The organism is Pontibacter saemangeumensis (genome assembly GCF_039541895.1).
Taxonomy (GTDB): Bacteria; Bacteroidota; Bacteroidia; order Cytophagales; family Hymenobacteraceae; genus Pontibacter; species Pontibacter saemangeumensis.
Genome location: NZ_BAABHC010000016.1, coordinates 41,969 through 55,915, shown reverse-complemented (window position 1 = coordinate 55,915; position 13,947 = coordinate 41,969). Strand labels below are relative to the sequence as shown.

Genomic DNA, 13,947 nt, shown 5'->3' with positions numbered 1-13,947 from the left:
ATTATATAGAATCTACTAGTTGTGGATAAAGATTAAAAGGCTCCATGTTGAGGATTGCCGTCTTTGCAAATTCTTCTGTATGGCCTTGTTCTATAATGGAATCATACATGAGCTTCATCAAACTGATAAGCGCGTCAGAAGTAACACTTTCAAACGGTTGACCTTGCAAGTCAGGCTGTTCGCTTTCCCTGATTGTGATGAGTGGAATAGGTACAGTTTCCTCAATCAGACATAAGAGCCTCGTAATAGAAGCCTTTTTAGCATCAATATCGGATAGAAGATGCTGAACCAGTGGGTGATCAGTATTTATGGCATAGAAGCGCTTGCCATGCCTGACTTTTTCCAACCAGACCGGCCTGAACTCATGGGAAGCATATTTACGCTGAAGCACTTTCCCTTTGTGTCTGTAAACATCAACAGCCTGTGCCCGAACCTTGCTTGCATATGCCTTCAGCTGCTCTCTCAGGATTAGAGGAGGTCTTGCAACTGACTTCTTTATATCAATCTGCCAGTCTTCATCTAAGTTATTAGGCAGGTCTACTCTGATTCTTGCCAGTTTATAATGCTCCTCTTTTCTGAACATGCCTAACCAGTCACCGGCAAGAAGTAGTCGTTCATTGCGGTAGATGTAGAACCCCTGATGGGCGTTCCATCCGTTAGGCCCTTCTGCTTCTCTGAACTTTATTTCTGTTAATTTGGATTTATGTGGAAGGACGAATCCTCTCAGTTTTACCCGTCCGCCCTGTACAGGCTCCCCAGGTAATTTCTGCGTTGCAGTTTCACTGATAAGAAATGGATCCCAAGCAGCTAGTTCATGTTGCTGAAACCATAGCTTGATTTTGTTACCATCAATATACCTGTGAAAGGTCATGGCCAGATGGTATTTAACCTGTTCCATTCTTCTCAGGAATTTATTGAGTGAAGTATTATCATTCTGGTTCAGACCTCCAACCAGACGATCAATATCATTCCATATTATAGTTGTCCCTGAATCCTGAGCAAGCAACTGCTGCTCAAAAGACGGATCCGGCAGATATTTTATTAGATTCCACTTTCCCGTCTGGTTCACAAAATCCAAGTCCCATGTCCAGAATACTGGCTCAGAATCTATCTTTCTGGAAATTACCGATAGCTTGCGGCACTGGGAAAATGATGCTGTTTTAAGTCCCAAACCAAACCGACCCAGATCTGTGGTGTTCCGGGTTTCATTTGGGTTTCTGGAGCCGGGGCGCATAGCATTAATCAGTTCTGCGTTGTTCATCCCAATACCATCATCCTTAATAGCAATCCATGACATAGACCCCTTCCATGCAAAGTCAACCCAAATGTTGTTAGCTTCAGCGGATATGGAATTATCTATAATATCTGCCACTGCAGTTTCAAGGCTATAACCTATAGCACGAAAAGTTTCAATCATGGATCCTGCTTCAGGTTCAGCAGGTGTGGTTTCAATCATCGAATAATCAACCATTGAATAATTTATAGTTAGTTTTCATTATACAATCAGCAATAGACCCTTGCGTAATCAGGCTGAATGCTTTAGTCAAGCAATATTAGTGGCGCTATTAGTGGCGCTTAAATTCTTAAAAATGCTGCTGGCCCTTAGCTTTTGCTAATATATGAAAATAACTATTTAGACAAGTGTTTTCCACTATTTTTTGTAGAAAAAAGTGTATTCTTTTTTGAGAAAGATGCTTTAGAGATACTTTAATTTAAGTTTAATAAAAAAACTTAAGCCGTTACTGCTGTAGATTTTACCTCCATTTGTTGAGATAAACCAGCTCCTATTGATTTGAAAATAGGAGAGACAATCTTAGAAATTTTGTTTGCTAAAAGGGGAGGAACTGCATTTCCTACTTGTATAAATTGAGAAGTTCTAGAACCGCAGAAGAAATAGTTGTCTGGAAAAGTTTGGATACGTGCGGCCTCTCTTACAGTTAAGCTTCTGCATTGTGAGGGATCAGGGTGTATGTAATAATGTCCGTCTTTAGAAATGTGGCTGGTTATTGTTTTTGCTGGATAATCTGCAATTTGAACTCTAAACCTGTCTGAAAATTTTTTTTCGACCACTGCCTGATCTACATTTTTGTGCAGCGGATATAAGCTTTTTGGGAAATCTTTTATTTTAGGTGATCTACCTTTAGCACGACCAAAGCAAGCAGCATAAAAATAGCGATGAAGATCAGAATCCATATGGCCTCTCGAATTATGATTAGCAACCCCCTTGAGCTTTTGATCATGAAACCAGCCCTTTTTATATGTACAGGTTTTATCAATCCATGGAATGAAATTGCTTCCCACTCCATGTTCAAACGGCTCCATTTTCTGTATTTGTTCCTGAACTGCAGAATAGACTTCTGTGCTCTCTGGCACGCTATCAGGTCGAATATCTATATTACCTACAGCTTTTAGCCAATTTTTGGCTGTGTCTTTTTGTTTGGATAGACCGCTTCTAAGTTTAGGTAAGTCATCAATAACCTTAATTAAAGGTACATGTTCTACTTTATTGATTGTGTCGGGGACAAAATTAATATCGTTCCTGATACCTAAAAGTATTACTCTATGACGTGTCTGAGGAACTCCATGATTTTCCGCATATATAATGAAGTCTTTTTGATTATAAACAGGTCTACCATCAAGTTCATGACTTTGGGGCTTGTTCACCAGAGAATAAATTTTGTATCCTTTACAGCGTATTTCTACTTCAGGAAAGTCTACTTCTTCTAAAAAAGCTTCTGCAGGATCAGCCAAATCTTTCAAAATCTTTGAAAAAATCGAACTCTCTTGTGTCTTAGCAGACAAAATTCCTTTAACATTCTCCATGACAAATACTGCTGGACTATGTACTGCAAGTATTCTCAGGTACTGTTTATAAAGTTCAACTCTTTCATCCTTAGCAGCATCTAGAATTTTTTCCTGTCTTCTGGACCTACCCACAACTGAATATGCTTGGCAGGGGGGACCTCCAATTAGTAACCAGTTTTCTTCTCCTCTTAGTGCCTGAGTTATTTTTTTATCAACTTCAGTATTTGAAATTTTACCAAGTTCAGCTTGCCACGCTTCTTCTTTGGCCACTAAGGCCTCATCAGGATATCTTTCATATAGTTCATCTACACTTATCTCCCCACGAACAAAAGAATAATAATCTTCGGGAGCCTCACCTATAGGAAATTGCCTAAAAAAACTTCTTAATGTTAATGTTTTATGGGCCTCACTGTCTTTCTCAATAGATAGAGCTATATCAAAATATCTCTGGCTTTTGTCTTCTAATAAAGCACTAAAACCTTCTCCGAGTCCTCCCGGTCCTGCAAATATGTCAACTACTGGTATCGCCACAATTTATAAATTTTAAGATACGGTTGAATGTTTCTTCTCTGATTTTTGGTTTTAATTCGCATTCAAATATCGTTAAAACTTTCCAGCCTTCTTGGCTTAGTTTTGAAAGGTTCTGTTCATCAAGTTCTTTATTTCTATTAATTTTATGCAACCACCATTCTGTTCTGGTCTTAGGAATAACATAGTATCTGCATCCCTGATGACCATGCCAGAAACAACCATGAATATTAATGATAGTTTTATATTTAGGCAACACTATATCAGGTTTTCCTGAGAGTCTCTTAACGTGTAGTCTATATCTGTATCCTCTACTATGAAGAAATTTGCGAACCAGCATCTCAGGTTTAGTGTCTTTACCTTTGATGCGGCTCATGTTATAGCTACGGGTTTCTTTAGAATGAACGTCTGACATACTTACTAAAGGTATATTTCCTAATTTAGTAACTTTAACGAATGACATAGATGAAAGCCTACAAAATCAATATAGTAAGAGAACCTGGAGCTGACCCTTTTACAGGGGAACTTTATCCCTTGGAGAATGAGGAGTTTTTTGTAGAAGCTGACTCTGTTAGAAAGGCTTATATAAAAGCAATGGAAAGTTTTGAAATGGATGTAAGAGGGCAGCTGCTTAGGTTCTTTATTGATGAAGAAGAATATTTTGATGAAAATTACTAAAAGCTGAAATCCTATAATTTAATGAAGATTCAAAACATTCTTGAGCATGGCAGCTATCAAAAGTTTAACTATCGCTAAAAAGCTGAGGAGGGAGTTTCTAATTTGATATAAATATTATAGTAAAATGCTTGTTGTCTGCAGTGGTGAAAGTATATCTATACTTAATGTACCGGCTTGGCCGAAATCTTTAGTACTGCGTCTCTAGGACAGTTAGTCCCTTAAACTCTTAGGTGCCTCCACCACCAAACTCCCACACCTATGAAAAAGCGATTTTTCCTCTTCCTCCTCCTCTCCATGCTCCACCTCACGCCGCAGGCCCAGAACGTCACCAGGCTCGACGGAAGCAAGATAACCGCCGCTGCCTTAAACCAGAAGATACAGGCGCTCATGGATGCGGCCAATGTGCAGGGGATGGCGATCACGGTGTTCAACCAAAACAAGCCCGTCTACAAAAAGGCCTTCGGCTATAAGCGCCTCGATACAAAGGAGCCGATAAAAACCAGCACCAACTTTTATGGCGCCTCCCTGAGCAAGGCCGTTTTCAGTGTTCTGGTAATGGAGTTGGTGGAAGACGGCGTCCTTGACCTCGACAAGCCTTTGCAAGCATATTTGCCCAAACCGATCTATGCCTACACGCCTACCAAGAAATGGCATGACGACTTCCGCGACCTGGAGCAGGACAGCCTCTATCAAAAAATAACCGCCCGCATGTGCCTGGCCCATACCTCTGGTTTCCCGAACTGGAGATGGTATGAGGCGGATAAGAAACTGAAGGTGAAACACACGCCCGGCACAAAATACCTGTATTCCGGGGAGGGAATGGTGTACCTGCAGGTGGTGCTGGAGTACATGACGGGCCAGCCACTGGAGGAGCTCATGCAGGAAAAGATCTTTGGGCCGCTGGGCATGAAGCAGACGGCCTATACCTGGCAACCGCGGTTTGAAAAAGATTATGTGCATGGCCACAAAACGAACGGCGAGCTGTATGAGAAGGACAAGGACAATGAAGCCCGCTCGGCCAGCACCCTCGAAACCACGCTCGATGATTATACCCTGTTCACGGAGGCGGTGCTGCAGCACAAGATCCTGAAGCCGGCCACAACCAAAGCGATGTTCAGCCCCCAGATCAGGATCCGGTCCGTCCAGCAATTCCCCCCGCTGAATGCGCGTGACACCACGGCCAACGATGCCATCCACCTGAGCTACGGCCTGGGCTGGGGGCTGCTGCAGTCGCCATACGGCACAGGGGCGTTCAAAGAAGGGCACGGCGACGGGTTTCAGCATTATTCCATCATTTTCCCGGAGCAGGGCACCGGCATCATTATCCTCAGCAATTCCGACAACGCCGAAGGCATCTTCAAGGAGCTGCTTGAGACCGCCATCGGCGATACGTACACCCCCTGGTACTGGGAGAATTATATACCCTATAACCAGAAAGCAGCCAGGTAAAGTGTTTCAGACAGAGGGGAGGCTGTTCAAATTGTCTTTCCGAACTGCGGTTGAGAAGGAATAAGCGGCACCTCAACGACGCACGCTATATGGGAGGGGTTTTATTTATCCTGTGGCGGCCGCGTAATTTGCAGCTATAGCCAACCCTTTCTGCTCTACAGAGACAGCAGGCCATCTGCCTGGAAGCGGAATAGGGATATATAAATTTTGCAGGCGCTAAAAGAAGTGAATCGGGTGTACTGAAAACGGACATATGAGCAAACATCCTGTCCTTAAACGGACACTTTGGAAGCGTGTGAAAATCAATTATATATACGCAAGTAACTGGTTATAAATCATTTATAATATGTGGCATATAACTTGGCTATATAGGTTTACCAAGTATAAATAAACCTATGAAAAATATTGCCATGAAACTACATCAACTCGTGCTGTTTGCCGGACTTAGTTTGTCCGCCTTCACTTTCTCTTCCTGCGACAAGGAAGATATCCTGCCTGCCGCACCAGGCACTCCATCTACCGGATCACCGTCCCCGAGCCAGCCAACGCCGCCAGCCACGCCAACTACGCCTCCGATCACGACGAACAGCCTGCTGAAGCAGCTGGGAACAAAAACCATGACGTATGACACGCAGAACCGGCTGGTGGAGGTCAGTTACACTGACCAGCCTACGTTGGGTTATACCGTGGTATATGAAGGCGCTAAACCTGTTCGGCTGAACTTTAAGGGTAGTGACAATTTCCTGCGCTACACCTACGAAGGTGATAAAGTGGTGGAGGCTGTTCGCTATTACGGGGAGAACCAGGTGAACTACCGCTATTCCTTTGAGTACAGCGGAGACAAACTGGTGAAGAAAACGACCATGAGCTATGCGCGATCTGACGGGGGCAAGCTCGGCATAGCCGAATACAAGTACGACGCCAACGGCAACCTGGCGGAGCTTGCGCAGGCCTGGTCTACAGATAACAGCATCGAAGGGCTCGGCACTCCGACCGTCATCAGGTGGGGCGACTATGACAGCAAGCCAAACCCAATGCCTTACGCCGAAAGTGAGGTTTACCTGCCCGGTGTGAGACTGTTTGAAAACAACCCGGGTTTCCGTGACCACGAACTCTACTCGTACACGTACCACGCCTCCGGGATGCCGAAGCAACGAAACACGAAGCTGAAGTCCAATCCCTATGTGCAGGATTTTATTGAAACCTATGTCTACCAGTAAAGCCGTGTCGCTGCGGAAGGTGCAGCTTGCTATATAGCCACAGAACAGCCGCCCCCATATTAGCGTCAGGGCGGCTGTTCTGTTAAAGGGGGTGGAGATTCCCGAGCTGGTTCAGAAGGAGGTGACTTATCGAGTTGAAATTTCTGAAAGCTTAATCCTGGAATGGGTGATGAGCGGTAGAATGGCGCGGGAGATGAGTGGCCGGAGCACAAGTATCCGGAAGCGATTGTCGGGGAATGATTGGACAGGTCGCGACCTGTCCCTACGAGGCTTCGTAGGCTTTAACATGATAAGACCGGATCGGAAATTGAATAGGTTAGGTGGGCATGATTACAGCAAGGAAGGGCTTTATTTCATTACTTCCTGCGTATTTGAAAAAGCCTGTGTTTTTGGTGAAGTGAAGAACTATGAAATGCTGCTGAATGATTACGGGAAAATTGCTCAACGGCAATGGGACTGGCTAGCGGAACAATACCCTTATCTCATCCTGCACGCCTTTGTCGTCATGCCGAATCACGTCCATGGCATCATTGAAATCAATCAGGAAAATATAACGGCTGACAGTAAAGTCAAGAGTTTGTCAGCACTAATAGGTGTGTATAAAACCACTACATCCAAGCAGATTCGTCAGCATGGCTTATTAAGCTTTACATGGCAACGCTCTTTCCATGATCATATCATACGGCACGAAAGGGCATACCGTCATATCATGCAGTATATTCAGAATAATCCAGCAATTTGGCAGGAAGATGTATATTACCAAAACCACTCGTAGGGACAGGTCGCGACCTGTCCAATCATTCCCCAGTAAATCCTTATCAGAACCAGAATAATTCTTTATTAACCGGGTCGTCCAACTACTAGCATGGCTTTATATATAAACAGCCGATTCCTGACACTTCCTACCCCGTTCCGTATGGTGATTTATATAAATGGGAAAGGTAAATCGCTCAGAAACACGATTGGGCAAATACACTTCCATGTTGCGGGAATAAATCGTACGCAGGTTTTGTTCTTCTCTAAAGCGCGGCTGTTTTATATATAAACTTTATATAGATTTATATATAAACCAAGCGGCATTTCAACATGCTACTACCACCGGTTCGGGAAAGGGAGCAAAGCAGACGAATACCCCATTTTATGGCGATCATGGATAGGTTGCTGCTGTCCGACTGGTTGGGCATGTTCCGCGTATAGGTATATGGAATTTATTTTTGGAAGATAACAGGTAAGAATATCTATGATCATCTTTTGGACATTCGTTATAGGGGCAGTGCTGGGGTACGTTTTCGGGCACTATTTAAAACCCAACCACCGCCTGCGCAAAGCCATCGCGGCCGCCCGTCAAACGGGCACCGCCCTGCTGGAGGAGGAGAACAGGGGGGTATATAAAACCATCGTTACGGACCAGAACAAGTCTTCGGAATTGGTGGTGGAGGTGAAGGAGCTGGCCGTGACGCAGGGCGGGCAGGCAAAGGTGGCCTACCTCAGCGCCCGCTACAAAAACCCTGCTTTCCGGACGAAGAAAGGTGAGGCCCTGCTGAAAGAGGTACACAGTTTATTAGGAGATTACCTGCCAATAAACGATATTGAATGGTATGAATCCACTGAGCGCCAGGCCCGCATTAAAGAGCGCCTGCGCGACCTGGACACCATTGAAAACGAGCATAGACATCAACCCGAAGCTTAAAACCATGGAAAACACCAACACCCCGCTTGCTGAAAACAAAGAGCAGCAACAGCAAAGAGCGCTGGAGATCTCTAAAACCATCGACCCCTCCAAACCCGACTCGCTCACCAACTTCGGGGTGGAGACGCAGCGCAAACTGGGCTACTACTCCAACGAGCTGCTCACGAAGGTGAAAGCCAAGGACTCCGGCGACGCCGGCACCGCCATCAACGAGCTCCTGACGCAGATCAACATGATCAAGATCGACGAGGAGCAGAAGCGCGGGCTGCTTTCGCGCCTGCCGTTCGTGAATAAAATCAAGGACAGGTCGCAGCGCATTGCCAGCCAGTACAACACCATCGCCGAGAACGTGGACGATGTAGTGATCAAGCTGGAGAAAACGCGGCAGAGCATCATGAAAGACTCCACCAGCCTGGAGGTGATGTTCAACCAGGCGGTGGAGTATATACACGAGGTGCGCGCCGTGATTGCGGCCGGTAAGATGAAGATTGAGGAGCTTGAGAACGTGGAGATCCCCAAACTGCAGTCGGAGGCGGAGTCGAGCGGGCAGGACGAGCTGGTGGTGCAGCGCCTCAGCGACCTGGTGTCCTTTAAAGACCGCCTCGAGAAGAAGGTGCACGACCTCACGCTCTCCCATACCATCGCCACGCAGTCGATGCCCCAGATCCGGATGATCCAGACGACAAACGATGTGCTGGCGCAGAAGATCCAGAACTCCATCGTAACCGTGATCCCGGTGTGGCGCCAGCAGGTGGCCATCGCCCTCGGGCTGGAGAAGCAGCGCAAGGCCCTGGAGATCCAGAAAAAAGTGACCGACACCACCAACGAGATGCTGCTGAAGAACTCGCAGTTGCTGAAGACCAATGTGGTGAGCGCCGCCCAGGAAAACGAGCGGGGCATTGTGGATGTGGACACGCTGAAGAAAGTGAACAAGGACATGGTGGAGACGCTGGACGCCGTGTTGAAGATATCGGAAGAGGGAAGCCGCAAGCGGGCAGAGGCCGTGAAGGAACTCGCCCAGGTGCAGGAAGAGCTCAACAACAAGATCATCGGTACGTTCGGCAAGTCCAAAAAAATTGAGGCGGAATAATGGCAGATAAAAAAGACCTGCAAAACACCACCCAAAGCATCCTGACAGAAGAACAGGAGGCCCTGCTTGACCTCTATATCCAAAGCCTCGACAGTTTCCGGGAGGAACTGCGGGCATCTGAGAAAATACAGGTCGAGATAGAAACGCAGCACCTAAAAAAGATACTTCGTACATGAGTGATTTCTGGCGTTCCCTTTTCGGGCTTAACGGCGAGACTGAAAACAGAACCGTGGTCGGGAGTCCGGAGGGTATCGATGTGAAGGACGTTCCCTATCTCCGGGACTCGAACAAGCGGCTGGCGGCGCTGCAGGAACTACACCACCGCTACAAAGGCACACCGCACGCACAGAAGATCCAGGCCGTACAGGAGCGGACAAAGGATATTCACGTCTACTTGCTTGAACGGAAAAGGGGCCACGAACTGGAACTGTTCCACCTGCAGCACACCGACCATTTCCTGAATACCTTCACCGTTATCATCAACGCCTATCAGCAGCAGCATGCCCAGGCGGCGGCACTGCGGCGTGCGGCCGCGCGCGCAGAATCCGTGCTTCGGAAAGTAACCCCCGTCGCCTTCCGGAAAGACCGGAAAGAGGTGAAAGCCGCGCATCAGAAGAACCGCGAGATCAGCCAGCGGGCGTTTGAAGACGTGGCCGATGCCAAAGCTGAGGTGCCCGCGCTGGCCGTGCCGCAGATCTCCATCAACACCTACGCAAAGATCGTTTACCTGCAGGAGGATATCTCGGGCGGGCTGCTCACCAACGAAATCGGCTTCACTTCTACCCAGGAAGAAAAGGCTGCCTTTGAGGACTATGTGTCTGAGCGGCTTGGCATTGAAAGCATGGCTTACGTAGGCAATGCCATGGTGTATATCCCCAGCCACCACAGTTCCCAACCCGCCGAAATGGTCCCCGTCATCCACTGGAACGGTGCCCCCTACGCCCTCCACCTCGAAGACTGCCGCCTATTCCCCGTCAGCACGTACCGCAAGGGCAGGTGACATCCTATCTCACCACAACATTTGTTTCCTCAGAACCGAGTATGCAAAAGCGTTAGGTTTCGTATAATAAGTTTGTAAAAACAAGGTTGCAATACCTGCAGCCTTTTGATTATATGAGACTTTTTAGATTGCGCTTAAATAACAGCGACTCTGCTGCAAATCCTGCCTTCGCCCCTGTCTGGTTTGCAGTGCAACTGACCATTTTAGAACAGCTCTTATCGGTTTGGTGCACCCCAAAAGGCTGTTTTTGATCGTGATACTTTCGTTCTATACGCTATACACAAGTCTACAAATTATGGAAAAGACCTTAAAAGATCTGGTGGCAGAGGCCAGCCAGCAAATCAAAACGTATGAAGTTGACGAAGCCATTGATCGCTTCAACAGGAAGAGTGTCACGTTTATCGATGTGCGCGACGAACCTGAGTTGCACAGCGACGGCAAAATTCCGGGTGCGATCCATGCCTCCAGGGGGATGCTGGAATTTTACATCGACCCGCAGAGCCCATACCACAAGGATATTTTTTCTTCGGATGAAGAGAAGATATTTTACTGCAAAAGCGGCGGGCGGTCTGCCATGGCAGCGCAAAGAGCGCAGGAAATGGGCGTAAAGAACGTGGCGCACATGGCCGGAGGCTTCAATTCATGGAAAGAAAAAGGCGGGGGGGTGGAAGCCTGATGCATGAATTCAGGGCCAGTTTGCTGATACCGGGGCCGTTGTTAAAGCCAGCGCACGCGGACAGGAGTAAAGCGGCGCAGGTTGCGATATACTTTATTACAGGTATATAAGACGGGGTGGCCGAAGGCAGATGAAGCACGAAAGGTATATGTTATTCTTTTTTCCGCCACCAATCCTCCTGCGGCACGCGCTCATGTAAAATCACCGGCTGGCCGATCAAAGGCGTTGCGACCGGTACCTGCAGCTCCAGGGCTTTTGCAGTTGCCCGCTCGATTGGGTCTGTCCAGGTGTGCATGGCCAGGGCAAAAGCGCCCCAGTGGATGGGCATCAGCAGTTTTCCCTTCAGGTCAAGGTGCGCCTGCACGGTTTGCTCGGGCATCATGTGGATGTTGGGCCATAGCTCGTTGTACTGTCCGCACTCCATCAGGGTAATATCAAAGGGCCCGTATTTATTCCCGATCTCCCGGAAGCCGTCGAAATAACCGGAGTCCCCGCTAAAGAAGATGCGGTCTTCCTTGCCCATGATCACCCAGGAGGTCCAGAGGGTTTTCATCCTGTCCGTAAGCCCGCGGCCGGAGAAGTGGCGGGAGGGGGTGGCGGCAAAGGTGAGCCCCTGAAACGACTGCTCCTGCCACCAGTCCATCTCCGTGATCTTGCTGGCCGGCACGCCCCAGCGCTCGAGGTGCGCCCCGACGCCCAGGGCTACGTAGAAATGCCCGGTCTTTTCTGCCAGCTTCTGGATGGAGCCGTAATCAAGGTGATCGTAGTGGTCGTGCGAAATCAGGACGGCGTCAATCGGGGGCAGGGCCTCCACCGAAACCGGAAGCCTGGAAAACCGCCTCGGGCCCAGAAAGCTGATCGGGGAGGCAATGTCGCCCATCATGGGGTCGAGGAGCAACCGCTTCCCGTCTATTTCGACCAGAAAAGCAGAATGCCCGAGCCACGTAAGCACGGTGGCTGTGTCCTGCACGGCAGCAGACTGGGTGGTGTCTATCTGCTGCACCGGTATCTCCCAATCCGGCGTTTGATTGTCCATGTCTCCGAAGAAGCGCGTGTGAAGCAGTTTCATGAAGCCCTGAAAGCCAATGTCCATGTTGGTTTCCACAGGATTGTGAAATACGCCGTGCTGATAATTGGGGGAGGCCTGTATCGTTTTCAGGCGCGCCCCTTTCGCCTCGGCACCGAACTGTGGAGACAGCCGCAGGAAGGAACAGCCGCCAACGGTAGCCAATAGGATCACAAAACCGAGCACGTACAGCGCGTACCGTAAACTTTTTTTCATCAGCAGGGATCGATTAAGACCGGATTGTGTGCCGTCAGAGGTATGCCCATTGCCTGTAGAGTCTATATATAAGATGTGTCCAGCAGTTCAGGGTCAGGGCTGTATAACCGCACTATATAAAATATGTTTCGGGTCTATATAAACGGGTAACTGAAAATATCTTTAACCCAACTTGCGCTATATATCAGGTTAATTTCCTTAATGAGTGAAAACCCACCCCTGCCCCTCCCGAGAGGGGAATCTTCCTCAAGCGTAGTTTCATCCCCTCCTCGGAGGGGTAGGGGTGGGTCATGTTTTAACAAAGCAAGTAAATCGCAACTTGGATCTTTTGATTGGGGACCTGACTCTTAAAGGTGGAAGATAGCTACGGCATTTCTACAGCTATATATGGTTTGCAAACAGAGTGGTTGCATGCACCGAGCGGATGATTTAAAAGGGCGATGGGCTGATGCAGGTCCAGCCACCGTCAATCACCAGGCTTTGCCCTGTTATATGCCGGGCATCTTCCGAGACAAGGAACAAGGCAGCATTGGCGATATCCATGACGCTGGCCGGCCTGCCCATCGGGGTGATGCCCGACCAGGTGCGTTCATAGGACGGGTCTTCAAGCGTCCTTTCCGTGAGGGTGGCACCCGGGGCAATGGTATTTACATTTATTTTGAAGGCCGAAAGCTCAATCACCAGGTTTTTTGCCAGCATCTCGAGGGCGGCCTTGCTCATGCCATAGGCGGCAAGGTGCTTGTGCGCCTGGTGCCCGGTAACGGAGGAAGTAAACAGGAGCGAGCCACCGGAGGCCTGCTGCTTCATTTGCCTGGCCGCCGCCTGGGCCAGAAAGAACGTGCCGGCCAGGTTTACCTGCATCACCCTGTTAAAGGATTCAGGCGTATAGGTCAAGAAATCACCGAACAGCGTGATACCGGCATTGGCGACGATCACATCGAGGTGGCCGAACCGGGAGACCGCTGTGTCGACCATGCGCTGTATAAAAGTCACATCACTGGAGTCTCCTGCCACCGCGAGGCATTCTCCGTACTCGATCGAAATTTGATTTGCAGCGCCTTCCGCCAAATCCGCGTCCAGGTCATTCAGGATCACCTTTGCGCCGGCACTGGCCAACTGCCTGCAAATCTGAAGACCTATTCCCTGACCGGCACCCGTTACGATGGCTACTTTATCTTTAAACTTCATATAGCATGCTTTATTTGACTATCAAAATAGATAAAATTTCGGTTATGTTGGATAGGATGAAAAGACTTGCTGGGAATTTCGTTCATTAGACTGGTTATTTCTGTCAAAGACAAGGGGCTTGCCAGATGATTGCAGCCATATAATTGATCTTGCTATAAAGGAGAAGTTAAACGATGAAGCCTGATAAAGCCCATCCAGAATCAGTAGCATGACTAACGTGCCTGCACGCATCAAAAGCGGAATTTTTGCTTCAGCTTATGCTGCACATGCATGCAGGTGGCGCAGAAACAGTGGGGGTGGAGCGGGAGCAGGTATGGGCGCCTTCTTGCTACGTTAGGGTA

At 48.2% G+C, this 13,947-nt stretch carries 14 protein-coding genes; 9 read left to right on the top strand and 5 right to left on the bottom strand.

Annotated features, from left to right (window positions below; translation table 11 throughout):
- Window position 1: 1 nt before the first annotated feature.
- The 3 genes from ABD920_RS14235 to ABD920_RS14225 all read right to left on the bottom strand — a co-directional run bounded on the left by ABD920_RS14235 (window position 2) and on the right by ABD920_RS14225 (window position 3,796).
- On the bottom strand, window positions 2–1,471 hold the full coding sequence (locus ABD920_RS14235) for an ATP-binding protein (RefSeq protein ID WP_345159961.1): 1,470 nt from the start codon (window positions 1,469–1,471) through the stop codon (window positions 2–4).
- A 260-nt stretch (window positions 1,472–1,731) separates the two neighbouring features.
- Window positions 1,732–3,336, bottom strand: a complete 1,605-nt coding sequence (locus ABD920_RS14230) for a DNA cytosine methyltransferase (protein ID WP_345159960.1) — start codon at window positions 3,334–3,336, stop codon at window positions 1,732–1,734.
- Window positions 3,317–3,796 (bottom strand): very short patch repair endonuclease, encoded by a 480-nt coding sequence (locus ABD920_RS14225; RefSeq protein WP_345159958.1) that lies wholly within the window; start codon window positions 3,794–3,796, stop codon window positions 3,317–3,319. Before ABD920_RS14225 ends, ABD920_RS14230 begins: the two co-directional genes overlap by 20 nt.
- 2 nt (window positions 3,797–3,798) lie before the next feature.
- Between ABD920_RS14225 and ABD920_RS14220 the strand changes: the two genes are divergently transcribed.
- The 9 genes from ABD920_RS14220 to ABD920_RS14180 all read left to right on the top strand — a co-directional run bounded on the left by ABD920_RS14220 (window position 3,799) and on the right by ABD920_RS14180 (window position 11,136).
- Window positions 3,799–4,011 carry a hypothetical protein gene (locus ABD920_RS14220; RefSeq protein WP_345159957.1) on the top strand — a complete coding sequence of 71 codons (213 nt, stop codon included), beginning with the start codon at window positions 3,799–3,801 and terminating at the stop codon, window positions 4,009–4,011.
- A 258-nt stretch (window positions 4,012–4,269) separates the two neighbouring features.
- Window positions 4,270–5,460: a serine hydrolase domain-containing protein gene (locus ABD920_RS14215; protein ID WP_345159956.1), complete on the top strand. Its 1,191-nt coding sequence runs from the start codon at window positions 4,270–4,272 to the stop codon at window positions 5,458–5,460.
- A 395-nt stretch (window positions 5,461–5,855) separates the two neighbouring features.
- Window positions 5,856–6,680 (top strand): hypothetical protein, encoded by an 825-nt coding sequence (locus ABD920_RS14210; protein ID WP_345159954.1) that lies wholly within the window; start codon window positions 5,856–5,858, stop codon window positions 6,678–6,680.
- Between the two features lie 91 nt (window positions 6,681–6,771).
- Entirely contained in the window at window positions 6,772–7,455 is a 684-nt protein-coding gene (locus ABD920_RS14205) for a transposase (protein WP_345159952.1), read from the top strand.
- 465 nt (window positions 7,456–7,920) lie between these two features.
- Window positions 7,921–8,370, top strand: a complete 450-nt coding sequence (locus ABD920_RS14200; RefSeq protein WP_345159951.1) for a hypothetical protein — start codon at window positions 7,921–7,923, stop codon at window positions 8,368–8,370.
- Window positions 8,336–9,460, top strand: coding sequence for a toxic anion resistance protein (locus ABD920_RS14195; RefSeq protein ID WP_345159950.1), 1,125 nt, complete (start codon window positions 8,336–8,338; stop codon window positions 9,458–9,460). The genes ABD920_RS14200 and ABD920_RS14195 overlap by 35 nt, the downstream gene beginning before the upstream one ends.
- Window positions 9,460–9,636 carry a hypothetical protein gene (locus tag ABD920_RS14190; protein WP_345159949.1) on the top strand — a complete coding sequence of 59 codons (177 nt, stop codon included), beginning with the start codon at window positions 9,460–9,462 and terminating at the stop codon, window positions 9,634–9,636. The genes ABD920_RS14195 and ABD920_RS14190 overlap by 1 nt, the downstream gene beginning before the upstream one ends.
- Window positions 9,633–10,460 (top strand): hypothetical protein, encoded by an 828-nt coding sequence (locus ABD920_RS14185; RefSeq protein ID WP_345159947.1) that lies wholly within the window; start codon window positions 9,633–9,635, stop codon window positions 10,458–10,460. Before ABD920_RS14190 ends, ABD920_RS14185 begins: the two co-directional genes overlap by 4 nt.
- A gap of 295 nt (window positions 10,461–10,755) precedes the next feature.
- Complete coding sequence (locus tag ABD920_RS14180) at window positions 10,756–11,136, top strand: rhodanese-like domain-containing protein (RefSeq protein ID WP_345159946.1); 381 nt, start codon at window positions 10,756–10,758, stop codon at window positions 11,134–11,136.
- Window positions 11,137–11,287: 151 nt separating this feature from the next.
- Here ABD920_RS14180 and ABD920_RS14175 read toward each other — a convergent pair whose 3' ends face one another.
- Window positions 11,288–12,418 (bottom strand): MBL fold metallo-hydrolase, encoded by a 1,131-nt coding sequence (locus tag ABD920_RS14175; RefSeq protein WP_345159945.1) that lies wholly within the window; start codon window positions 12,416–12,418, stop codon window positions 11,288–11,290.
- A gap of 429 nt (window positions 12,419–12,847) precedes the next feature.
- Window positions 12,848–13,606: an SDR family NAD(P)-dependent oxidoreductase gene (locus ABD920_RS14170; RefSeq protein ID WP_345159944.1), complete on the bottom strand. Its 759-nt coding sequence runs from the start codon at window positions 13,604–13,606 to the stop codon at window positions 12,848–12,850.
- Between the last annotated feature and the right edge of the window lie 341 nt (window positions 13,607–13,947).